The organism is Dokdonella soli, assembly GCF_039523175.1.
Classification (GTDB): domain Bacteria; phylum Pseudomonadota; class Gammaproteobacteria; order Xanthomonadales; family Rhodanobacteraceae; genus Dokdonella_A; species Dokdonella_A soli.
Map to the genome: position 1 here is coordinate 154,271 of NZ_BAAAEU010000002.1, position 22,514 is coordinate 176,784.

18 protein-coding genes are annotated in these 22,514 nt (G+C 59.9%); 9 read left to right on the top strand and 9 right to left on the bottom strand.

From position 1 onward, the window contains the following. Nucleotides 1-221: 221 nt before the first annotated feature. Together ABD002_RS03015 and ABD002_RS03020 are read left to right on the top strand one after the other, a co-directional pair. On the top strand, nucleotides 222-3,290 hold the full coding sequence (locus ABD002_RS03015) for a sensor histidine kinase (RefSeq protein ID WP_343786999.1): 3,069 nt from the start codon (nucleotides 222-224) through the stop codon (nucleotides 3,288-3,290). Beyond that, entirely contained in the window at nucleotides 3,287-3,922 is a 636-nt protein-coding gene (locus ABD002_RS03020; protein WP_379989194.1) for a response regulator, read from the top strand. The genes ABD002_RS03015 and ABD002_RS03020 overlap by 4 nt, the downstream gene beginning before the upstream one ends. A gap of 913 nt (nucleotides 3,923-4,835) precedes the next feature. Here the strand turns inward: ABD002_RS03020 and ABD002_RS03025 are convergent. The 4 genes from ABD002_RS03025 to ABD002_RS03040 form a co-directional block, all read right to left on the bottom strand. Beyond that, nucleotides 4,836-6,194, bottom strand: a complete 1,359-nt coding sequence (locus ABD002_RS03025; protein WP_343787001.1) for a choice-of-anchor Q domain-containing protein — start codon at nucleotides 6,192-6,194, stop codon at nucleotides 4,836-4,838. 279 nt (nucleotides 6,195-6,473) lie between these two features. Continuing rightward, nucleotides 6,474-7,085, bottom strand: coding sequence for a hydrolase (locus ABD002_RS03030; protein ID WP_343787003.1), 612 nt, complete (start codon nucleotides 7,083-7,085; stop codon nucleotides 6,474-6,476). Between the two features lie 4 nt (nucleotides 7,086-7,089). Next, nucleotides 7,090-8,445, bottom strand: a complete 1,356-nt coding sequence (locus tag ABD002_RS03035; protein ID WP_343787005.1) for an alpha/beta fold hydrolase — start codon at nucleotides 8,443-8,445, stop codon at nucleotides 7,090-7,092. Nucleotides 8,446-8,549: 104 nt separating this feature from the next. Further along, a complete protein-coding gene (locus ABD002_RS03040) occupies nucleotides 8,550-9,455 on the bottom strand; it encodes a helix-turn-helix domain-containing protein (protein WP_343787007.1) in 906 nt (301 codons plus the stop codon). Nucleotides 9,456-10,105: 650 nt separating this feature from the next. Here ABD002_RS03040 and ABD002_RS03045 point away from each other — a divergent pair. Next, nucleotides 10,106-11,287, top strand: coding sequence for an alginate lyase family protein (locus ABD002_RS03045; RefSeq protein ID WP_343787009.1), 1,182 nt, complete (start codon nucleotides 10,106-10,108; stop codon nucleotides 11,285-11,287). 740 nt (nucleotides 11,288-12,027) lie between these two features. Here the strand turns inward: ABD002_RS03045 and ABD002_RS03050 are convergent. After that, nucleotides 12,028-13,206, bottom strand: a complete 1,179-nt coding sequence (locus ABD002_RS03050) for a Vgb family protein (RefSeq protein WP_343787012.1) — start codon at nucleotides 13,204-13,206, stop codon at nucleotides 12,028-12,030. 657 nt (nucleotides 13,207-13,863) lie between these two features. On the opposite strand from ABD002_RS03050, the gene ABD002_RS03055 reads away from it, so the two are divergent. Next, nucleotides 13,864-14,490 (top strand): dihydrofolate reductase family protein, encoded by a 627-nt coding sequence (locus ABD002_RS03055; RefSeq protein ID WP_343787015.1) that lies wholly within the window; start codon nucleotides 13,864-13,866, stop codon nucleotides 14,488-14,490. A gap of 235 nt (nucleotides 14,491-14,725) precedes the next feature. Here ABD002_RS03055 and ABD002_RS03060 read toward each other — a convergent pair whose 3' ends face one another. Then, on the bottom strand, nucleotides 14,726-15,646 hold the full coding sequence (locus tag ABD002_RS03060; RefSeq protein WP_343787018.1) for a LysR family transcriptional regulator: 921 nt from the start codon (nucleotides 15,644-15,646) through the stop codon (nucleotides 14,726-14,728). 190 nt (nucleotides 15,647-15,836) lie between these two features. Here ABD002_RS03060 and ABD002_RS03065 point away from each other — a divergent pair, with 190 nt between their 5' ends. From ABD002_RS03065 to ABD002_RS03075, 3 genes are all read left to right on the top strand, one after another. Further along, nucleotides 15,837-16,427: a DUF1989 domain-containing protein gene (locus ABD002_RS03065; protein WP_343787020.1), complete on the top strand. Its 591-nt coding sequence runs from the start codon at nucleotides 15,837-15,839 to the stop codon at nucleotides 16,425-16,427. 78 nt (nucleotides 16,428-16,505) lie between these two features. After that, nucleotides 16,506-17,312 (top strand): agmatinase family protein, encoded by an 807-nt coding sequence (locus ABD002_RS03070; RefSeq protein WP_343787022.1) that lies wholly within the window; start codon nucleotides 16,506-16,508, stop codon nucleotides 17,310-17,312. Nucleotides 17,313-17,941: 629 nt separating this feature from the next. Continuing rightward, entirely contained in the window at nucleotides 17,942-18,631 is a 690-nt protein-coding gene (locus ABD002_RS03075) for an Lcl C-terminal domain-containing protein (protein WP_343787024.1), read from the top strand. Nucleotides 18,632-18,974: 343 nt separating this feature from the next. Here the strand turns inward: ABD002_RS03075 and ABD002_RS03080 are convergent, their stop codons facing one another. The 3 genes from ABD002_RS03080 to ABD002_RS03090 form a co-directional block, all read right to left on the bottom strand. Beyond that, nucleotides 18,975-19,877, bottom strand: coding sequence for a haloalkane dehalogenase (locus ABD002_RS03080; protein ID WP_343787026.1), 903 nt, complete (start codon nucleotides 19,875-19,877; stop codon nucleotides 18,975-18,977). A 2-nt stretch (nucleotides 19,878-19,879) separates the two neighbouring features. After that, nucleotides 19,880-20,467, bottom strand: coding sequence for a TetR/AcrR family transcriptional regulator (locus ABD002_RS03085; protein WP_343787028.1), 588 nt, complete (start codon nucleotides 20,465-20,467; stop codon nucleotides 19,880-19,882). Nucleotides 20,468-20,734: 267 nt separating this feature from the next. Further along, the gene (locus ABD002_RS03090) at nucleotides 20,735-21,145 is read right to left on the bottom strand and encodes an Imm70 family immunity protein (protein WP_343787030.1); all 411 of its coding nucleotides are present in this window, start codon (nucleotides 21,143-21,145) and stop codon (nucleotides 20,735-20,737) included. Nucleotides 21,146-21,315: 170 nt separating this feature from the next. Between ABD002_RS03090 and ABD002_RS03095 the strand changes: the two genes are divergently transcribed. Then, a complete protein-coding gene (locus tag ABD002_RS03095; RefSeq protein WP_343787032.1) occupies nucleotides 21,316-21,630 on the top strand; it encodes a DUF1153 domain-containing protein in 315 nt (104 codons plus the stop codon). Further along, entirely contained in the window at nucleotides 21,630-22,448 is an 819-nt protein-coding gene (locus ABD002_RS03100) for an IS3 family transposase (RefSeq protein ID WP_343787034.1), read from the top strand. Before ABD002_RS03095 ends, ABD002_RS03100 begins: the two co-directional genes overlap by 1 nt. The last annotated feature ends 66 nt before the right edge of the window (nucleotides 22,449-22,514 follow it).

Sequence of the window (22,514 nt, forward strand, 5' to 3'; positions counted from 1 at the left end):
ACGAACGCGCCGGTTCGGCACAGCCCTTGTTGAACGTCTGAGATGCTGCCTCGGACGAGCACTCGTGCCAATCCACGATCGGGTAGCTATGTACTTACCCGATCAGGTAATAGACATAGCGCAATTTGCGATCCATGCTGGCAAGAGATCGATGTGCGGGCGACAATCAAGGGCGTATGAAGCACCCCGCATACTTGGCAGCGAACCAGGCTGAGAAGAGCTTGGCGGACATTGCTCCGACGATGGAGCAGCAAAGTGCCTGCCTGCGCGCGTCGCGAAGATATCGAGTGATCGTGCTCCTGCTCGCCGTCTATGCCTGCACAGCAAGCATCGTACGCGGCGAGGGGGCATCCGCCCTCGCTGGTTTCCATCACACCGCATGGCGGGTTACCGATGGCGCGCCCCCCGACATCTGGGCGATGGCGCAGGGGCCGCGCGGCTATCTGTGGCTGGGTACGGGCTCCGGCCTGTATCGATTCGATGGCCTCAGCTTCGAGCGCTACGTGGCTTCCAATGGCGAGCCACTGAAATCGACCAACATTACATCGTTGAAGTTCACAGCGTCAGGAGACCTGTGGATCGGTTATTACGAAGGTGGCGTCAGCGTATTGCATGACGGTCACCTCAAGCACTATGGGGTTCGCGACGGCGTCCCGCCTGGAATGGTGCCCGCCCTGGAAACCGACGCTCAGGGGAGTGGGGTGTGGGTCGCTGCGCGCGGCGGACTTGCTCACTTCGACGGCCAACGTTGGCAGGCGGCTGACGAGAACCAGTGGGGCTACCCGACTCGACGCGCAGACTGGGTGCTTCGCGACGCGAAGGGCACCTTGTGGGCCGCGACCGGCGATGCAGTTGTCCATCTTGATGCATCGACGCATCGCTTTCGTCCCTTCGGAAAAGATCACGTTGGGTTGAATGCGGTCCTTGCAAATGCACCCGACGGCCGCGTCTGGGTCTCGGACGAAACGAAGGGCACGCGGCCGCTCGAATCGAACGGCGATGCACCATTGCTGCGCGAGCGGTTCGCGAAGCGCCTATTATTCGATCGCGAAGGCAATATATGGGGCACGGATGCGGTCCGCGGAGGCGTCTTCCGCACCAATGTTGCGACTGCCTCTACGACGAATCCGCAGGTGTTCGCATCGGCGCAGGGCCTCAGTGCGGACATTGCGGTGCCGATCATCCAGGACGAAGAAGGCAACATCTGGGTCGGAACCAATCTCGGGCTCGATCGCTTTCGCGCCACCAATTTTTTTCCGGCCTCCGACGCGCCATCCATTCCGAATGCGACGCCCCTGCTGGTCGCGAACGAGCGCGGCGAGGTGTGGACGATCGAGGGAACAGCGCTTTCACGCATCGTAGGCACACGCCCCGCACCGGTGCTGACATTGCCTCGAAGAGTGCGGTCGGCCTATTGCGATCCCAACGGCATAGTGTGGATCAGCGATCTGGACGGTCTGCTTCGCGTGGAACAAGGCCGAATCACTCACATACCGTGGCCGCACGAGGATTGGAAGGATGCTGTTGTCGCCTACGGATCGGATGCAGGGGGAGGGCTGTGGCTTTCCGTGTTCAATTACGGAGTGTTCCGCTACACGGAAGGCGAATGGACGGCGCAGGCGATTGATCCCGATGAAGCAAATGCGGCGGCCAGCGCGATCGCTACGGCTGCTGACGGCAGTATGTGGTTTGGCGTCTCGCGTGATCGGCTCGTACATCGGACCGTCGCGGGTTCGCGTGTGTATGGGGCATCCGATGGATTGAACGTTGGCGGCATAGCGACACTACGCGCCGACGGTGCTGCCGTGCTTGTCGGCGGCGAACTCGGCTACGCGACCATGCAAGGGGATTCGTTCAAGTCGGTCACATCCCTCCCAGCCAGCAATGCGATAACACAGGTCTCTGGCATTGTGCGGACAAAGGACGGCGACCTATGGCTCAATGCAAGCCGAGGCGTCATTCGTATCAGGCAGGCTGACGCCACGCGATCGTCCGCTGCCGTGCCGGACCCACCCGAATACAAGCTCTACGACTTCAACGATGGCCTCCCGGGAGTCGCGTTGCAAAGTCAACCCGCACCAACACTCGCAACCGATCTCGAAGGGCGCGTGTGGGTTTCAACCAACAGAGGAATTGTGTGGGCAGACCCTGCCTCGATGCGCGTCAATCGCGTACCGCCATTGGTGAATATCAAAGCAGCATATTCCGATCGACCAATGACGGACCTCCTAAATGTCCGTGTGCCGGGCAGCGCTCCGAACATCCGCATCGCATATTCCGCGCTTAATCTATCCGCGCCGGAGCGCGTACAGTTTCGGTATCGTCTCGCCGGGCTGGAAGATCGATGGGTCGATGCTGATTCGCGCCGAGAGGCGGCGTACTCACACCTAAGTCCGGGTCACTATCGTTTTGAGGTATTGGCGGCGAACGAAGACAATGTATGGAGCCCGCAAGCTGCCTCGCTCGACATCGAAGTCATTCCCGGATTCGTCGAGACGACTGCGTTCCGTGTCGCCGCCGCGATCGGCGTGGCAGCCCTCGCACTCGCGGCTTATCTGGTCAGGATGCGCTTGCTCGCTTCTGCGTTCCGCACGCGCCTTCGCGAGCGCCTGGAAGAGCGCGAGCGTATCGCGAGGGAATTGCACGATACACTTCTGCAATCCATACAGGGACTGATATTACGCTTTCAGGCGATCGCCAATCGCATTCCAGTTTCCGACCCCAATCGCGCAGGCATTGAAAGCGCGTTGGACCGCGCCGACCAGGTTATGGCTGCAGGCCGTGAGCGAGTGCGTGACCTGCGAACTTCAGAGGCTACCGCTGGCGATCTGGATGAAGCGTTTGCTCGGATCGCTCGTGACCTGTCGTTCGATCACGCCGTCCGATTCAAGATCAGTACTGGCGGCGCCCAACGCGAACTGGCGTGCGAAACACGCGAGGAGGTCTACGGCATCGGCAGGGAAGCATTGCTAAATGCATTCCGCCATGCCGATGCATCGCATATCGACTTGGTTCTGGACTATGGCATCGAAGCATTCCGACTCAGCGTGCGCGACGACGGCAAGGGCTTCGATCCACGCATGGCCATGACATTCGAGCGTTCCGCGCACTTCGGTCTGAGAGGCATGCATGAACGTGCCCGGCGGGTAAGTGGACGGCTTGACATCGAAACGGGAGACGGTCGAGGCACGACGATCAGCCTTATAGTTCCCGCACGCTCCGCTTACGAGTCTCCGGGTTGGCGCAGCCTTCGTTGGATGCGCGGAATATTCGGTGGGGGATCGGTGTGAGCAATCCAGATCGCCGTGTTCGCGTTATGACGGTGGATGATCATCCTCTGCTGCGGGAAGGTATTGCGGCGGTACTCGAAGGCTCTTTCGATGCCAAGCTCGTTGCCGAAGCATCAAACGGGCGCGAAGCGATCGAGCAATTCCGAGTGCATCGGCCAGATGTCACTCTTATGGATTTGAAGATGCCAGAGATGGATGGCATAGACGCGATACGCCACATCCGCGGGGAATTCCCGAGTGCGAGAATCGTCGTGTTGACGACCTACCGTGGCGATACGGAAGCGCTGCAGGCGTTGCGCGCGGGGGCTCAAGGGTATTTGTTGAAGAGCGCACTACGCAAGGAACTCATCGAAGCCATTGTCAGTGTGCATGCGGGACGCCGCTATATCCCGCCCGACATTGCACGCGCGATTGCCGAACACATTGCAGACGACGAATTGTCGGCACGAGAACTCGAGGTGTTGCGGCATGTCGCTGCGGGCAATTCGAACAAGATCGTCGCAGGCATGCTTGGCGTGAGCGAAGATACGATCAAGGCGCACATGAAGAACATCATGGAAAAGCTCGGCGCGAGGGATCGTACGCATGCGGTGACCATTGCGTTCCACAGGCGGTTACTTAACTTGCAATAGAGGTCGACTGATGCCTCCCGAAGGCAGTTTTCGACCCAAAGCGGAACTCTCGTCGACTCCTTTCGATGGTCAGTGCTGGACACAACAACAAGCGAGGGCCAAGGCGTGTCGCGTGCGCTTCTAGCCAGTCGCGTCCCATACCGATGCAAGTCCGGGTGGATCGACGATGATGTGCGTTTGGGCGATGCGCATTTGCCATCAAGCAAGCTCAACGAAGCCTTTGAGCTGCTGTCGATCGATCCGAGTAGGAGTCCCATGGATCTGGGACTGCGCATGCTCTCAAGTGCGATCGATGCATTGGGGACGATCGCAGAGATGATTGAGAAGTAGTCGCCTGTGCGCAGGAAGTTCTGGTGCGACTAGGAAATTGACAGCGTAAGCGCGCATGACAGGGTTAGCAGGCCAAGGACACGGTTAACGAGCCACTGACACACACAGTGTCGGTGTGCGCATACGTTGTCACTCGAACAAATCTACGTAAGATCAATTAGATGGATGAAGCTATGCGAGTCGACGCAAGTGAGAGTGCCAGCGTTAGCGAGCATTGGCGAGGGTGTTGACAGCGTTACCGCGCATTGGCGCGGCATACAAGAATCACAGGTTTGAGCCGTTGGGCGGTCTGTTCACAAGTACCGCGCTGAACCTGCTGGTGCCGCCGCCTACGGCCGCGCCGCTCGAATGATTACGCACTCTAAGCCCGCGAAGAAGCCCACGACAATGGCGTAGACCACACCACGGGCTTCGCTCGGTTCCGCGCCACCGATACTGTTGCGGTTGCTAGCCCGAAGCGCTCATAGCGATGCCAGCATCGGCGCCCACAGTGCTCACGGTGGACGGTCCAATCGCCTTGCAGCGTTCGCCGGGTGCCTGGCGTGACCTCCGCACACGATTTCCATTCATCGCTGGGATGCAATCAATCAAAGCCGCTCGCAAATATTCCATCACCTGTCTGGAACGCGCCGATGTCCGTTTTTTCGCGTGTCATGCGCGCGAATCCGGGACCGCGTTGGTCGGACGGCAGCCGCGACGTGTTGTTGCCTGCCCCAATAGCTGGGCTGCCGATCAGCAGGGAATGCGTCATGGTCGATCCTCCGTTGTTCGCCAGCGCCGCGAGCAGAGGGTCTGCCGTCAGGGTTCCCGCAGGGGAGGTCGTTCCGGCTTGTGTGACCATGATCAGATTGTTGCCGCCAGCAATTGACGTGCCGGTCTGCGCGCTGAAATCCACGGGCGTGTGTGCGGTACCAACAACAATGTCGTTGTTGGCGACAATCGAACTTTGGATGTTCAGTGAGCCAGCGGCGCACAGGCCAGATGCATAGTTATGACCTACTTCGTTAGCAGCATGCGTCTTGTTAAATGCAATCGTGCTATTGCTGAGTGTTACCGCGACGTAAGTTGGCCCCCCATAGAACACACCGCCCGAATACATGCCCGCGCAAACCTCCGCTACGTTGCCGGAGATCGTGCTGTTGATGATGCTCACACGATCATGAGACGAGTAGAGCGCTAGACCATCGCCTGCAAAGGCTTGGTTGCCGGACAAAGTCGTCCCGACAATCGTTGCGTTTCTCTTCACCTGGAGAGCGCCGCCGAAGGTGGCTACGCTGGAAGTAACGGTACTGGATTGCATGACCAAATTTCCGGTCACAAACGCGCCGCCTCCGGCGCCTTCTGCTCTGCTCTGCCGCCGAACAGACGAGTTGGAAATGGTGCTGCTCTGCAGATACAGATCGCCCGTCGTGAAGATACCGCCCCCAAACGCATGGGGGGGGGTTCCCTCAGTCTGCGCAACACAGCCGCTTAGCCTTGAGCTTGATATTGCCACCGTGCCTTTCGAGTAGATGCATCCGCCATTGGGTTTGCCCGAATTGATGAACCCGTTGGTCACAGTCAGATTACTGATATTCAGGGTGCCGCTACCCTCGTGATCGAATATGCGGCTCGCATGATTGGCGTCAATCGTGAGCGTACTGGCACCGGGGCCGGCTACTGTCAGACTGGTCGCATTGACCGTGAGCGCTCCGGTTGTGAGTGTGATCGTGCTGCAACTCATCGTAGCGGTATTGAACGTCACCGTATCGCCGGTGATGGCGGCGTTGGTAATGGCGGCACGAAGACTTCCTATGCCGCTGTCGGCACACGTGGTGACAGTCTGTATCGCCAAAGCCATGGGTGATGCCAGCGCGAGAGCAGCGGCAAGCGCCGACGCGATGGGAGTGAGGCGAGGCATTGAGGTCACGATCAAATGCTCCTTGGTTGCACGATAGCCCACGGCCCCCCGACGGAGATCGTCTGGCCGGCAGTTGGGTTTGCTGGTGTGACGTACGGCGGGTTCAGGAACGCGTGTGCAGGTGAAAGCAACGAGAACAACAGCGCCACGACCGGCACCAAGAGATTCTTCAGGACATCCCTCTCCCCCAATTCACCCTGAAGCAGCGAACTATATACCTGTGCAGTTTCGGATCGGTTGCGCCATGAGAGTCAATTTCGCAACTCCACCATAGGCAACAGGTCACCTCACTAGCAAAAAACCCATTCCGCCAGGTCCGTGTCAGTGGCCTTCGACGGCGAAGAGAATGTCCGCGAATCCGGCCGTGGTCTTCTCGCGGTTCCAGTCGCGTTGCAGTTCGCAGATGAGCTGCACCCATCCCACCGGTTTGCCGCCCGCCTGGACCAGACGCTGCACGCCGAGTTGATGCGCTTCAGGCGAGGTGCCGCCGACGCAATCGATGACCGGGTAGACCTCGAAGCCGTCCCTGATGGCGTCGAGCGCGGGATGGACGAGGCAGACTTCGGTCCAGAGCGCGGCCATGATGAGCTTCTTCCGGCCGGTGGCTTTGACGGCCCGCACGAAATCCTCGTCCTCCCAGGCGTTGATCGAGGTGCGGTCGATGGGATCGATGCTAGCCAGCACTTCCACGATCTGGTGGATGGTCGGCTGATTGCGCCCGGTCTTCACGTTCACTGTGGAGAGCACGATCGGTAATTCATAGAGCTTGCCGATGCGGGCGAGCGCGGTGATGTTGGCGACCAACTCGCGCTTCGGGCGGGACTGGATCGATGAGACCTGCACAGGCTGGAAGTCGATGATCACCAGTGCCGCATTTTGCGGCGTGAGCAGGTGATCGGTGAGCGGATCGCGAATGGTTTTGAACGAGGCCATGGACCTACTCCTGCTTGCGGGAGGGCGCGTCGGCGGGAACGACGTATGTCGTATCCGTCGGCCCTTGGCCGGTGATGTAGACGACCGTCGGCAGATCGCCGGTGAAAGCAAAATGCGGCTGGCCTGCGGGCTCGGTGTAGAAGCCGCCTGGTCCGAGCGTGCGGGTCGCGGCCTCGTTGGCCTGCTCGCCGTATCCGAAATGCCATTCGCCGGAAACGACAAGCGCGGTCCGGTTGTCGCGATGACGGTGCGCGGCGATCCGCATATGGGCCGGGACGTGAATCTCGATCGCGTACGGTCCTGGCAGATTGGGATCTCCGGAGAGGACGGTTGTCTGGATGCCGCTTAGCCCGGAAGTTCCCGCACCCGCGCCGATTCGCGCGTGCGTTTCGACCTCGGCTGGTGTCAACCGGGTTTGCGCGAGCGCGGCATCGGCGTCGAGGAAGGCGCGAATGGCCGCAACCGTCGCCCGCGGCTGTTCTTCCATCAGCCAGTGGCCGGCATCGGCGATCACCACCTGGTGCACGTCGTCAGCGGCAAAACGCATCACGAACGCCATGGTGGACCCGAAGGAGTGATCGCCTCCGATGGCGAGCACCGGCATCTGCAGGCGGCCGAGTGCCGACGACGCGCGATTGTCGATCGCGTCCTGATCGAAGGCCGCGAACTGGCGGAATCCAGCGTGCATGCGGCCGGGCTGCGCATACAGCGCTGCGTAGTGACGGCGCGAGCTTTCCGGGAAATGCTCCGGCTTGGCCGAAAACTCGTTCCAGAAGCGGTCGAGATAGATGCGCTCGCGCCCGGCCACGAGGCGCTCCATGTCGGGCCCACCGAAACGGAAGTGCCAGAGCAGCGGATTCTTGAGAATCTCATCCCAAGGGCCAATACCGGGAACCGGCGCGTCCATCATCACCAGCCGCGTCGTGCGGTCCTGGTGGGCCTCGGCGAACGCAAACGCGACCATGTTGCCGATGTCGTGGCCGACGACGTCGGCACGCTCGATATGCAGCACGTTCATCACGCCGGCGATGTCTTCGGCCTGGTTCTTCTTCGTGAAGCTCTCCGCGGCGCTTGCCGAAAGCCCCATGCCGCGCAAGTCCGGCACGATGACGGTGTGGTCACGCGCGAGATCCGCCGCCAGCGGCACCCACATGTCGCCGGTGTCGCCATAGCCATGGATGAGCACGATGGCAGGACCGGTTCCGCCGATGCGGACGTGCAGGGTGGTCCCGTTGGTGGCGATTTCCTGCGTGCGGAAGCTGGCGGGGAAGTCGAAGGTGTCGGCTAGTGCGGGCGTTGCGAACGGCAGCAAGGCCGCGACAGTGCACGCGAACATCCGGAGCAGATAGTGCATTCCCATGAACGTTCCTCCTCGGGAGCAAAATTGCTCGCCCAAGTTTGGACGTCGGAGTCGGGAAGGTCTTGCAGATTCCTAACGACTTTTTGCGAAAGCCGCCGCGGCGCTCATTGAACCTGCTTGCGCCAGGCGCCGGGACTCGCCCCGACGATGCTGGTGAAGACGCGCGTGAAATGACTCTGGTCGGCGAAGCCACAAGCGGCCGCGATGTCCGCAAGCGGACGCGTGGGATCCCGCAGAAGCGATTTGGCGCGTAACACGCGCTGCAGCAGCAGCCAGCGATGCGGGGGCGTACCCATGCTGAGCCGGAAGGCTCGCGCGAAGTAGCCAGGCGAAAGCCCACACGCGAGAGCGGGTTCGGCAAGCGACATGTCCTGGCCAAGTCGCTCGATCATGAGATCGGTGGCGCACCTAACCTGCCAAGGCGCCAGGCAGCCCCGCCGACTATGTTCCGGCAGGCGCATGCCCCCGAAGGCGACAGCAAAATACGCGTGCGTCGCCAGCAGCAGGTGGTCTGCATACATCGCGCCGATTTCGTCGGGGCGCTCCAGCGCCGGCAGCAACGCCTGGCCGAGATGCCAGACCGTCGGGTCGAAAGCACCTCGTTCGCACGTGAGCGTGTCGATTCGCCGCGCGCCCTGATCGTCAGCAATTTCGTTGAGTGCGGCGCGCGACACATAGAAGTGCAGCACGTCGAAGGGGCTCTCCAAGTTGGCGGTCGGCTCCTGTTCCAGATCGACGATACTGGTGGTCCTCGCGCCATAGCCCCCGCGATAGACGGAACGCCCGCCAATGAACAACTCGCGTTTGGGTGAGTCCCTCAGTTGCAGAAGAACCGAAAACGCCGCTTCTGCAGGCAGCGGAGATGTCAGGCCGTGCCCCGGCGCGTCACGCCGGATGCGCGTTACCGCCAGCTTCGACTTTCGCAGGGCGCTGGTGATGAGATGCGAACTCGCATCGGCGCGGAAGTATCTCGCTAGACCGTCGCCGTAGGCGCCTGTCACCGGCTGCATGTGATCTCCCCCGCGACCCGGCCGCGGCTCGCGAATTTGAGGGTATGACCGCCTTCCAAGCTTACCTGAGGATCGGGAGAGGGTGTGACGGCGCGCAAGTGGCGACGTTCAATACGAACAGCGAGCGCCTGGCACAAAGGTCGCCTTATCGTGGGATACCCGCTCAGTGCCAAGTAGGTTCTCCGTGCTTGCGGCCTCGGTTTCAGACGCTCGTTCCACGGGTACTGACAGATCTCGAGCCCGCCCCTAACAGTTCCATCAGCCTACGTCTCATCGCCACACACTTGGACCGCGGCTTAATTCAGGGGTTGAGCCTCCGGCCGGGAGCGGACAGAGTGGCGCGGGGACATATGATTAGGGAATGTTATCGGGGGTAGGACGCGCCCGCTTCGACAGGCGTGCGCGCAGCCGACCGGAACATCCTCACAGTGGCCGTCGGTGGTGTGTACCCAATCGCGCACCCGCGTCATGTTTTCCCAGGCACGACTTGCCCCACGTCGCATCGGCGTCAGCCCCGATGTCATCGCTTTGACTCCGGGCGGAAATGCGCTTCAATTTACGCTTGCAGCGATCGCTGTGGTCCAAGGTCTGCTAAATCTTGATGGCGTGCGTTCTGTAGAGACAAGCCCCTTCGCTCGGAGTTGAAGACGTTGAGCATTTCATTCAAAGATCTGGGCCGTTCCATCGGCATATCGGTCGCGCTGGCACTGATTGCGCCGTCGGTGATGGCAAGTTCTTTCGTTCACCCGGGTGCCTTGCATACCCAGGCCGATTTCGACCGCATGAAGACGCAGGTGGCGCACCACGCGCAGCCTTGGACGGATGGCTGGGATGTGCTGATCAAGAATTCCCACGCGTCACTGAGCTGGACACCGCGCCCTCAGGCCATGATCTACCGTGGCTATGACGGCACTCACCGGGAGAACTATGCGGTGTTGTTCAATGACGCCGCGGCTGCGTATGCGCTTGCCCTACGCTGGAAGGTGAGTGGTGACGACGCCTATGCCGACAAGGCCGTCGCCATTCTGGACGCGTGGTCCAAGACTTTGACCGGGATCAACGGCACATCCGACAAGTTTCTGGCGTCAGGTATTTACGGTTGCCAGCTCGCCAATGCAGCGGAGATCATGCGCAGTTACAGGCGCTGGCCGGCGCAAGATATCGCTCGCTTCAAGACCATGATGCTCAATGTCTTCTACCCGATGAACCACCAATTTCTGGTGCATCACAACGGCGCGAAGATCGATCACTACTGGGCCAACTGGGATCTCGCCAACATGTCATCCATGCTGGCCGTCGGCATTCTGGCGGATCGTCACGATATCTACGACGAGGCCGTCGAATACTTCAAACACGGTGCAGGCAATGGTTCCATCGAACACGTGGTGTGGAAGATCTATCCTGATGGCCTTGGGCAGACTCAGGAAAGCGGGCGCGACCAGGGGCACAACACCCTCAACGTGGCGCTATTGGGTGCGTTCTGCCAGATGGCCTGGAATCAGCACGACGACCTGTTCGGCTATGACGACAATCGCGCGCTCAAGGGCGTCGAATACATCGCCAAATACAACCTCGGACATGACGTTCCCTACACGACTTACAGCAACAGCGATGTAACGCAGCCAACCATCTCAAGTGGCGGGCGCGGCAATACCCGCCCGGTGTGGGAGCTGTTCTACAACCACTATGTGGTGCTCAAAGGACTGGATGCTCCTTATCTCCGCATGGCCGCTGAGAAAGGACGCCCCGAGGGCGGTGGCGGCAACTACGGCCCCAATAGCGGCGGATTCGACCAGCTTGGATATGGCACGCTGACTTATACGTTGAAGTAGCGGCAAAGACATCGTGGGCAAGTTGGTTGACGGACCGAGGTCAAATCATGTGGCCGCCGTGGCGCATCAAGGTGGCCAGCTTGATCAAGTTGGCGGCTGTATGCAGTAGTGGATACAGGGCGACGCGTCGATAGGTCCGCTTTCGACCTTGGATTCAACCGATCGACGCAACGCAGAACAGAATCAGCGCAAGAACCGCAAGTTTCCGATGTCCGGACACGGTGCTCGCCTCCGCTCGAAATTGAGGGTAATCCCTGAGACCCGCATTCATCGTAGGCGACTCGGACGCGCGCAGCTTGATCCACGTCAATTCGAGCGATCATGCCGTACGGCGGCGTGCCGCGGCGCATACAATTGATCCCGATCAAAGGGAGAGAATTCCGCGGGTACAGTGATTGGGGAGCCTTATCGCAGGTAGGGAAAGGGCAGCTATCGACCCATTGGAGCCAGCCGCGAACGGCCGCTTTGCACAGCGCCACGCTTAGCGCGCCGGCGTGACCGCGATCGACGGCACTTTCTGCGACGTTCGAATAGCAATTGCCAGCTGTGCGCTGATCAACAGGCGCTGTTGACCCTCAGCCGCCGATGACCAGAGGATCGCTGACTATCCGCTTCCGCGATTCCGGTCCAGTTCGCTCTACTGGTTCGGTCGGACAAATAGGAGACGTTGTATCGGCGTCGTAAGCGCGCTGGTCCTCGGCCTAGCGAGGCCATACTGAATCTCTCCAACATTGCACGGGTCAATGCGTGCTTGTGGCATCCATTCGTTTTCGACGGGCAAAAAGCAAGCCGACCATTCCCATGCAGACGCTCAGCAGGATAAGCGAAGGCCCGCCGAGAGCCGGCGCGCTCTGAACATTTGCTGCAGTCGCAACGGAAATTTTGCCAATCTTGTTGCCGGTACTCTCGGTGAACCAAACATTGCCGTCGGGGCCGGCCGTGATGCCGGATGGAGCACTGTTCGCGGTGGGTATCGAATATTCCGTGATCACGCCAACGGGAGTAGCCCTGCCGATTCTTCCAGCACTGTCCGTGAACCACAGATTTCCGTCGGGCCCATTGGCAATGCCGATCAATCCTCCGTTGCCGGGAAGTGGAAACTCGGTAACCACGCCGCCCGGAGTAATCCTGCCGATTGGGCTATTCGGAGGCGAACACCCGGGTGCGGCCGGATTGGCGCAAAGGAAGTAGGTTTTGGTAAACCACAAATTTCCGTCGGGACCGTTCGTAATGCTGGTTAGATAGCCGTAGTCATTGACTGGAAACTCCGCAATGCCACCCGCCGGGGTGACCCTGCCTATATTGCCGCTCCAGCGTTCGGTAAACCACGCATTGCCATCTGGGCCTGTGGCGATGCCGTCCGGTGAACTGCTGTACGTCGGGACAGCAAACTCGGTGATGACGCCACTGGTTGTGATTTTGCCAACCGTTCCGGCAAAGAAGGGTGTATGAGGATCGCAGCCAGCACACCGAAGTTCGGCAAACCATAGATTGCCATCGCGCCCCGACGTAATGCCCGACGGACGACTGTAGGCAACGGGCAGTGGAAACTCGACAAGCACGCCGGTTGGGCTGATCTTGCCGATGTTGTTGCCATCCTCTTCCGTAAACCACACGTTGCCGTCCGGGCCGCCAGCGATACCCGCTGGGTTGCTCGCTCCCGTGGGGATCGAGAACTCTGTGATGACTCCACCAGGAGTGATCTTTCCGATCTTGTTGCCGTCGGCTTCGGTGAACCATAGATTGCCATCCGGGCCGCTCGTGATGTTCCTTGGAGCGCTGTTGGCGGTGGGGATCGGATACTCAATGATATTAACGGCCGATGCAGACGCTGAAACCAGCCCAGCCATCAGCACCCCAAGAAGCTGCATAGGCTTGGCGAAATTGTTCATGACGCGATACGCAAGCTCAATTTTCATGTCCACTTCCTTGATCCGTTGCAGGATTTGAAGCGATCATCCGAAACGTTCATGCGTGCGCCTGGGATGGGCGCAGCGCTTGATACGCTATCCATCGTCAGCATCAACCGTGCGCGCACGACATCGCTAGGCACAAGCCGAATGTTGAATGATTCCCGGTGCTTCGGTGCTGACGAATAGGCAGAGTGGAGGAGGTGGCAGCATGTATGAATGCTATCGCAGCCGCGGCTTTAAGACTCGCCGTTTTCGGCCGTCAATACCCTGTAGGTCCATCGGGTGGATGGGTGAGCAAAGCCGGACCTAGACCTCAGTCGCGCGCTGACTCGGCGTCTGCCTTCGCAACATCACACTCGACGACGCCACGGCTCATGCGGAGGTACAAGCGTTGCGCGATGCGATAGCGACCCGTTCGGTCAAAAGCGGCCATCCCAAATCAGCGCCCGTGCCTTGTGCCTCGGTCGTCGAAAAAAAATACGCAGAACAATGTCGACTTCCGAATGCCCTGTTCGTCGTTCCAGTGCGAGGCCGATGGGCGATCAAACGGCCCGGAGTCGGCCTAGTCGTGATTCTTTGAGTTTGGCGAAAGCGAGTCGTCGGAACCGATGGACCCGATGGATCCGGTCCGTCCTTGGGTCGGACTAGCGCAAGGAGAAAGCAATGAGAAGGTTGATTCTGACGATGTCCATGTCGCTCGACGGCTTTGTCAGCGGCCCCGAAGGCGACATCAATTGGATATTCAGCGGTGACGAAGAGGCCATAGCCTGGAAGGTGGAGAACTTGTGGAACGCCAGCCTGCTGATCATGGGCAGCCGCTCCTTTCAGGACATGGCCCCTTTTTGGCCAACTTCCACCATGGTGTTCGCGCCGCCGATGAACCAAATCCCCAAGGCGGTCTTTTCAAAACAGGGACCGGCGGTCCTGGAGGCGGCCGCCAAGGGACTCAGGGACGCCCAGGCCCGGACCGTCGACACCGAAACCGGACAGCTTCAACCTGGCGCGGAAAGCTGGGCGGAGGCCTACGTGGCCAGCGGCGACCTGGCCCACGAAATCACCATGCTGAAGGCTAAGGACGGCAAGCCGATCATCGCCCTTGGAGGCGCCGCCTTCGCGCGTAGCCTCATCGCCCAGAACCTGGTCGATGAATACGTTCTGATGGTCTATCCGATCGCGTTGGGCAAAGGCCTGCCGATCTTCTCCGACCTGCCCGCGCTGAGGCCACTCAAGTTGGTCAGCTCGAAGGCCTTTCCGCGCGGCTCGGTGGTGCAGATCTATCGGCCGGCCTGACCACGTCCAAGAAAGCGCGCGCTCAGAAGGCGGTCGAACCGGATTATTTGCACGGCCTCTTGAGGCCAAGCAGACATCGACAGTTGCTTTCGACCCAAGCGGATATCGCAGGATCCGCGCTCAGCCAGAGCGGGCGATTAGGGAGCGCTATCGCGGGTATAGGGAATGACCGCAACCCAAAGCGATCAGTCGGATTCGGATGAATCGATTTAAGAAGGGCAATCTTCCGATCACGTCATGCACGACCGGCTGACGTCGCGCATTTCGTTGCGCCTACCAGCTCCGACAGCAGAGCCCGCATCAACGGCGAGGCGGCGAGCGTGCCCCTTGTCAGCGCGTGGACGTACCGGCTGAGCGGCGGTCCGCCGGGCGTGCGGACTGCCACAGCTTCGGCGCTCGGGAAACGCAGCCCCAACTCGGGTATGAACCCCACGCCGAGCCCGGCCGAAACCATCCTGAGAAGCAGGTCGTAGTCATCGACAGTGTGGGTGACCCGAGGCGCAAAGCCCGCCGCAGCGCAGGCGCGTTCGGCCAGCAAGCGGTCGTCCGTTTGTCGTGACCCGACAATCCAATCCTCCTGGGTGAGACGTTCCAAGTTGATCGGGCCCGTCTCGGCGCGCCACCGCGCCGGCAGGGCCAGGAGTACAGGCTCTTCCATGAGCTGCTGCGAGGCGAGGCCGATGACATCAGGCCAAGGCACCAGGTTGTAAGCAAAACTCACCGCAAGGTGACAGCGCCCGTCGCGCACGGCCTCGATCGCGTCTGCCGATTCGAGCTCATGGATGATCACTTGCACATGTGGAAAACGCTCACGAGCGCCGACCACGACTGGAAGCAGATGTACCTTCGCGAACGTTGAGAAGCAGGCGATCTTCAACTCGCCTTTAGGGCTGTCGTCGGCCGCACGGAGGTCCAGTTCGGCCGCCTCGATTGCCTGCAAAATGGCTTCAGCGTGCGATACCAGCCGTGTGCCCTCCGCGGTCAGGCGTACCCGTCGCCCGACGCGCTCCAGCAGGGCGACTCGAGTCTCACGCTCCAAGGTCGCAAGCTGCTGAGACACCGCAGACGAAGTCAGCCCGAAGGCGTCTGCCACTGCCGTCATGGTGCCGCGATGGGCGAGTTCTCTGAGCAAGCGGAGGCGGTCAAGGTCAAACATAAAGAAAATCTTACAGCAATCGTTAGATCCATGAAGTAGACCTGATGGACAGAGGCAAGTAGTGTCTAGCTAGGATCCCCCTCGATGCATTCCAAGAGCGGCCGCGCAACCTTCTTGGAGGCACGCTGCCGCTGGAGTCTGAAGGGGAGGGCACATCCCCTAAGCAGAGCCGATCGCGCAGGAGACAGAGATGGTCAAACAGCAACTTGTTCCGGCGGCTGGCGGCGCCGGACTGCGGCTGAAGCGTGGGGAGCTATTGCGGGTCATCGACCCTGAGGGCGGGCAGAGCGGTGATCTCCTTGTCTATTCTGAGGACGGACGCGAGCGCCTCTCGAACGGCCGTACGTTCGACTACGACGGAAAGATCTATGTTTCGACAGGAGACGTGCTCTGGTCTGACTGTAGCAACCCGATGATGACCATCGTCGCCGATCAAGTTGGCCGGCATGACTTTCTGTATTCCGCCTGCAGTCTCGAGATGTATCGCATTCAGTACGGCGCAACCGGGTATCACGCGAACTGCACCGATAACTTATGTTCTGCGCTGCGAGAGCTCGGCATAGAGCCGGAGCCACTGCCGACGCCACTCAATCTCTTCATGAATGTCGAGATTGCGGCAGATGGACGGTTGGTGTTCGCACCACCCAAGTCCCGCGCCGGCGACTCCATTGTGCTGCGCGCCGAGATGGCCCTCGTGGTCGCGCTGTCGTCGTGTCCCGCTTCGACCTGCAATGACGGCGCACCGGCCAGGCCGCTCGCCTTCGAAATTCTCAATGACTGATGCGAACGAAATCACGGGCGGCCGATTGAAGGCGCCAACGAGCACATTCAGATCAGCCGGTCGTCCCGCGAGACCCAAATGATCAAACTATCTCTCCTGGGGATACCTAACGACGACAACTCGTCGTTCATGAAAGGCACCTCTCAAGCGCCCGCGCTGATCCGCAGCGAATTGCACTGCGACGCGTACAGTTCATGGAGCGAAACGGGTATCGATCTCAGTGTCGCAGGCAGACTTATAGATCATGGCGACATCCAGTTCGATAGCACATGCGATCCGTGGGATCTCATCGAGCGGAATGTGGGGCACGCGATAGAGTCAGGTGATCCACTCATTTGCCTCGGAGGCGACCATGCCATCACTCATCCGATCATGCGCGCCGTACATCGTCGTCACTCCAATCTGACCATCCTTCATATCGACGCGCACCCCGACATTTACCACGCCTACCAAGACAATCCGCGGTCCCACGCTTCGCCGTTCGCCCGGATCATGGAAGAGCGGCTAGCGGATCGTTTGATTCAGGCGGGATTGCGTACCATCAACGATCATCATCGTCAGCAGTTCAAACGTTTTGGTGTCGAGGTCATAGAAGCCGCTGCGTGGGGTGCGAACCTCCGGCTCGACATAACAACGCCCGTGTATATCTCGATGGACATCGACGCGCTAGATCCCGCCTACGCACCCGGTGTGTCGCATAGGGAGCCTGGTGGCCTATCTCCCCGTCAGGTGATCGACTTAATTCAAAGCATCGATCAGCCCATCGTGGCCGCTGATATTGTCGAGTACAACCCCCGCTGCGACATCTCCAACCTAACCGCGATTGTGGCAGCAAAGCTGCTGAAGGAAATTGGCGGAATGATGGTGAAGTTGGCTCGGAAATGACGGCAACGGATGAGGTTCTGCGATGCCCCTTCGTACAACTGCGAAGGAATTTACGAAGGTAGCGTCGCAAGTTATCTGAAGGAAATTTCGAAGTGCAAGTCTCGGTTATTTGTCTATAGATCAATAGCCTACAGTGGTGATCTAGGACAATCGCCTCCGTGCACGAGAAGCGAATTTCGTAGACGGTTGTTGAAAAGAACGAATTAACGAAGGCGCGCGACAGAGCTACAGCACGCGAAGCAAATTCCCTAGAAGGTGTGTTCGCGGTGCAGTGGCGTAAGTGGATTAGGCTAAGGGCGGCGCGGATGGCCACTGAGCCACGCTGGTACGTTAGGTTGGCAGCCCTGATCCGGTGGCGTGACGATCTCAGTCGGGCTTTGCTCTGGGCGTATAAACCGGCTCAGGTGGAACAACATCAAGTGGATCATTCGTTGCTGCTCGATGCGACGAAGGCGTGTGTTCCCCGTGATGCGCGAGAGGCGACGAATTGCGGTTGATCGCAGTCGCGACATGCGACAAATCGTCCTAATTCTGCGACGAACCTCCTATCACTGCACGAATTGGCGAGAGCCAACAGAAACGATGTCCGTAAAATCATTCACAAATCTTGTGATGGGAAGATGGTCATCATGAATCGACTGCGAGTTTCCATAGCGGTAGGTGTGAGAGTAGTCATCTTCTGCGGCGTATTTGCTGGCTCAGCAAGAGCCGCAGCGGCTGTTCCGGAAGTGTTCGCGCCTGGGGTCATCTCAGGGCTTGCACACGACGGTGCTCCGGCTTTCACGTCAGGCGGTGACAGTGTCCATTTGTCACGCAGCAGCGCAGCTGAGTGGCCCGCATCCACGCGCAGGCAATCGGTGTTGGCGTTCGCACTGGCGGAAGAGAATGCCGGTACGTCAGTACAAACGCACAGCGATCCTGTGGATGCGGAGTTCGCTGATCTTGGTAACGGGGTACTGAAAGACACTAAGACTGGCCTGCAATGGACGCAGGCAGACAATGGCTTTGATATCAATTGGTATGATGCGAAAAGCCTTTGCAAAAATAAAGACGGCAGTTGGCGTTTGCCTGCCGTTGACGAGCTAGAGGCGATCTATAACGCGAATACCCCATCACCCAAGATATGCTTTGTACACAATAGTACTTATTTTCCTTGCAAGGTTTCGCACCTATTCAATCTTACGGGCGCTGGGTTCTGGAGCGGTACACAGAGCGGCTCGGCGAAGGCATGGGATGTCACTCTTATCTATGGCACTCGCCACTTGGACCCAGTGTCCGACCCCAGCTATCATCGGGCGTTGTGCGTGCGGCGTATTTGAGCATGGGTCAGCGCGTTGTGGGCAGCCGCGATCGAGCGTGCGACGGCCCTTGCAGAAGCAGCCATACAGTCAGAGCGGACGCAGCTCGTTGGAGCACACGAGACCGTTGCGTGCGATCGAGCGGCGAAGCAGGCCGAGTGTGCGGTCGCATCGGAAACGACGCAACGCGCCCGTGAGGCCTTAGCGCTCGTCGAAGCGCGCTGCAGTGATCTTCAGCGCTTGACCGACCAGCAAGCGAGTCAGCTCGTGGATCTCGCCGCGCAACGCGATACGTCGACCCGAGATCGGGAGGCCTTGTCGAGTGAGAATGCGAATGGGCTATTGAGGCAGTACGTTCCCAAGCTCACGTTCTAGATCCTGGGTGCCGCTCACCCTCGATCTCGGCGATCCAAACCGCGACGGATCGTCCGATCGTTTCGGGATGATCTTCCTGGAGATAGTGAGCGCCAGCGCCGAGCTGCACGACCCTGCAGTCATACAGGGATGCCGCAAAACTCTCGGCGAAAGCCGGAGAGACCAGTGCTCCGGGGTTGCCGGCGAAGAGCAGCTTTGGATAGCGTGAGGATGCAAGTGCCGCGTGCGCTTGTTCGAGAGCGGCATAGACGTCAGCGGGTTCGCCCGCGATCGGTAGTTCATTCGGTAAGCGCCAAGTGGGACGCCGCGATTGCGGTGAAGGGAACGGCGCGCGGTAGACGGCCATCTCCTCGTCGCTCAGCTTTCTCATGATGGAACCGGGAAGCGCTCGCTCGACGAACGCGTTGCCGTCGAGGATCATCCGTTCGCCTTCGCCCGGCGTTCTGAACTTGCGGAACGTCTCGCGTACGGCGGGCACCTGATGGAAGTCATCCCATGTCGGCATCGGCCTGATGAATTCCATGAAGGCGAGGCCGCGGACGAAGTCCGATCGACGCGCCGCCAGCTGAAAGGCAAGCGCCGTTCCCCAATCCTGAGCCACGAGGTAGGCCGATCCAATGCCCGCTGCATCGATGAACGCGTCGAGATAGCGGACGTGATCCTCGAAGCGATAGTCGATATCAGGCTTGCCGGACTGGCCGAAGCCGATGAGATCAGGAGCGATGCAATGCCCCACCGGCGCGACATACGGAATGATGTTGCGCCAGATGTAGGACGACGTCGGATTGCCGTGCAGGAAGAGGACGGTGGGCGCGCCCGATCGACTCGCCTCGCGATAGGCCATCGTGGAATCGAGCACGGGTCGCTGAGGCAGGGTGATATCGGCGAACATGGTCATGGCTCCTTGAAGACAGTTGCGAAGGCGATCCGCTTGAAGCGCTCCAAAGGCTCTGCGGTGCGTTCCACCTTCATGCGTAGGATCGCCCCCTCCCAGGACGCGAGCAGGAAATCGGCGAGATCGTCTGGGGCGAACGTCGTGATGATCTCGCCGGCAGCTTGAGCCTCGGCGATGCTGGCGGCGAAGGACGCGCGCCATTCCTTGAAAATGGCGGAGAGGCGTTCTCGCAGCATCTCGCTTTGGGAGGCGGCCTCGAGACTGAAATCGCCGATCAGGCAGCCACGAGCGAAATCGTCCTTCTCGAGACGCTCGGTGATGCAGTCGAGATAGTGTCTCAAGCGCAGGCGCGGCGAGCAGCTCTTGTCGTCCAGGGCTTGGGACACCAGCGCTTTGACGTGATCGAAATAGAGGTCGAGGACCTCGAGAGCAAACGCTTCCTTCGAACGGAAGTGATTCGTGAACGAGCCCTGGGGGGCGGAGGCCTCGGCCATGATTTCGCGCACGCCAGAGCCGGTATAGCCCTTGCGAAACATAACCTTTTGGCCGGCTTCCAGAATGTTGTTGCGGAGGGATGCTCTCGCCATGGATCGTACAATACGGTCGTACGTATTTAATGTCAATGCTATTGCGAGTCAAGCACGCAACGCGGAGTAGAGCCCGCTCGCATCGGCTATCACACGGCTCCACGAACAGACATCGATCGACTATGGATCGCTACTCTCGCCGACTGCGTAAACGTCCACTAGTGGCCGGGAACGGACAGAGCGGGGCAGGGGCACACGATTGGGGAATGTTGTCGCCGGTAGGGAAGGGCGGTTTTCGACCCCAAGCTACCGGTCTCGAGCATCCGCTTACACAATGTCGACTGCTCTCATGTGCTTGAGGGCGTGCTGAAACGTCTCGGTCAGCAGTTGGATGAGATCTCTTCCTGTACTCGACACAAAGTAATTCGCCATTGACGTAATACTCGGGGATATTCTGCTCCCCCAAGGCGGAGTTTTTGAACGATCTTCGACATCCCAAATGACCGCGCTCGGTGGATACTTCATCAGCTCATCGTGGATGACCTTAAGCTCTGCGATCGCTTTCTCGATCTTCCCCGCTTCGACATGTCCTTCGTAAAGATCCTTGCTAATCACCGGAAAGCGAGTGCCGGCGTCGTCATTCTCGAGCAGGCCTGCAACTGTAGAAAAGAAAGCGTTCAGAAAACTAGACGCTCCGATCTCACTGACAATTGACCCAACCTTGATACCGACTGTCATGAACATCGCCTCTGTGCAACTGGATTGAGCTGTCGATGCTTGCCGGATGGATCGAGCGTGCCGCCGGCGAGCGCCTTTCGCTTTTGTGCAACGAAAGATTGGACGTAAAGCGAACATGTAATGACCCAGTGAATTCCTGCTCAGGTGTAACCTTTGACGAAGGAGACACCATGAGTGCAGTGATGGAAGAAGAGATCAAACGCTGGACGGCGCGTCGGAAGTCAGCGCTGGTGCTGGAGATCATCCAGGGCAAGACGACGGTGGCGGAGGCGAGCGGTGCGTTCGACCTGCCGCCGTCGGAGATCGAGACGTGGGTGGAGGAAGGCAAACGCGGCTTGGAGAACGCGCTGCGGGCGAAGCCGGAAGACGTGCGCGAACAGTGCGAGCGGCAGCTGAAGGACCTGCAGGAAGCGTACGGCGAGGCGATGCTGGAGCTGCGCGCGCGAAAAGAATTGGCGTCCCTGTTGGGCAAGGACGAGGCCTGATGGTCACGATCCAGCAGGGACTGCGTGAAGACGGGATCGTGGTGTCGATGTCGCAGCTGTGCCGCTGGTTCGCGGTGCCACGGCGTTCGGTGTACTACCGGCCGAGACGCTCGCCCGCGAAGGTGAAGGCGGAGTTGGCTGAGCCGATCAAGGCGATGATCGAATCGGAGCCCTCGTTAGGCTACCGCACCGTGGCCGGGCTGCTCGAGATGAACAAGAACACGGTGCAGCGCATCTTCCAGCTGAAGGGCTGGCAGGTGCGCAAGCGGGCGGTGGGCAGCCGCCCGCGGATCGCGGCGAAGGTATCGGCGACCGAACGCGCGGACGAGCGGTGGTCAACGGACCTGTGTCGGGTCTGGGGTGGCAAGGACGGCTGGCTGGTGCTCGCGCTGGTGATCGACTGCCACACACGCCAGCTGCTGGGCTGGCACCTCGCGCGGACGGGCAAGGCGACGACCGCCGGCGCGGCATTGGAGCAGGCGTTGATCGCGCGCTTCGGCAGCTTGGGTCGCGTGCGTGCGCCGTTCCTGCTGCGTTCGGACAACGGCCTGGTGTTCACCAGCCGGCACTACACGCGCCTGGTGCGCAGCTACGGACCCAACCAGGAGTTCATCACGCCGCATTGCCCGCAGCAGAACGGCCTGGTCGAGCGTGTGATCCGCACGATCCAGGAGCAATGCGTGCACCGGCACCGCTTCGAGAGCCAGCCGCACGCGCTGCGCGTGATTGGCGACTGGATCCAGTTCTATAACGGCCGGCGTCCGCATCAGGCGTTGGGGATGAAGACGCCGGATGAAGCTTACCGATTAGCAGCATGACCTGAGCAGAAACCGCTGGGTCATTACAACTGCGCCGAAGGCTATGCGCATCGGCGAGTCCGTGCT

Excerpts from the sequence above, each read along its gene's own strand:
- ABD002_RS03030 (WP_343787003.1), bottom strand. The coding sequence starts at position 7,085 with ATGGCCTCGTTCAAAACCATTCGCGATCCGCTCACCGATCACCTGCTC.
- ABD002_RS03035 (WP_343787005.1), bottom strand. The coding sequence starts at position 8,445 with ATGGGAATGCACTATCTGCTCCGGATGTTCGCGTGCACTGTCGCGGCC.
- ABD002_RS03040 (WP_343787007.1), bottom strand. The coding sequence starts at position 9,455 with ATGCAGCCGGTGACAGGCGCCTACGGCGACGGTCTAGCGAGATACTTC.
- ABD002_RS03050 (WP_343787012.1), bottom strand. The coding sequence starts at position 13,206 with ATGAAAATTGAGCTTGCGTATCGCGTCATGAACAATTTCGCCAAGCCT.
- ABD002_RS03055 (WP_343787015.1), top strand. The coding sequence starts at position 13,864 with ATGAGAAGGTTGATTCTGACGATGTCCATGTCGCTCGACGGCTTTGTC.
- ABD002_RS03060 (WP_343787018.1), bottom strand. The coding sequence starts at position 15,646 with ATGTTTGACCTTGACCGCCTCCGCTTGCTCAGAGAACTCGCCCATCGC.
- ABD002_RS03065 (WP_343787020.1), top strand. The coding sequence starts at position 15,837 with ATGGTCAAACAGCAACTTGTTCCGGCGGCTGGCGGCGCCGGACTGCGG.
- ABD002_RS03070 (WP_343787022.1), top strand. The coding sequence starts at position 16,506 with ATGATCAAACTATCTCTCCTGGGGATACCTAACGACGACAACTCGTCG.
- ABD002_RS03075 (WP_343787024.1), top strand. The coding sequence starts at position 17,942 with ATGAATCGACTGCGAGTTTCCATAGCGGTAGGTGTGAGAGTAGTCATC.
- ABD002_RS03080 (WP_343787026.1), bottom strand. The coding sequence starts at position 19,877 with ATGTTCGCCGATATCACCCTGCCTCAGCGACCCGTGCTCGATTCCACG.
- ABD002_RS03085 (WP_343787028.1), bottom strand. The coding sequence starts at position 20,467 with ATGGCGAGAGCATCCCTCCGCAACAACATTCTGGAAGCCGGCCAAAAG.
- ABD002_RS03090 (WP_343787030.1), bottom strand. The coding sequence starts at position 21,145 with ATGACAGTCGGTATCAAGGTTGGGTCAATTGTCAGTGAGATCGGAGCG.
- ABD002_RS03095 (WP_343787032.1), top strand. The coding sequence starts at position 21,316 with ATGAGTGCAGTGATGGAAGAAGAGATCAAACGCTGGACGGCGCGTCGG.
- ABD002_RS03100 (WP_343787034.1), top strand. The coding sequence starts at position 21,630 with ATGGTCACGATCCAGCAGGGACTGCGTGAAGACGGGATCGTGGTGTCG.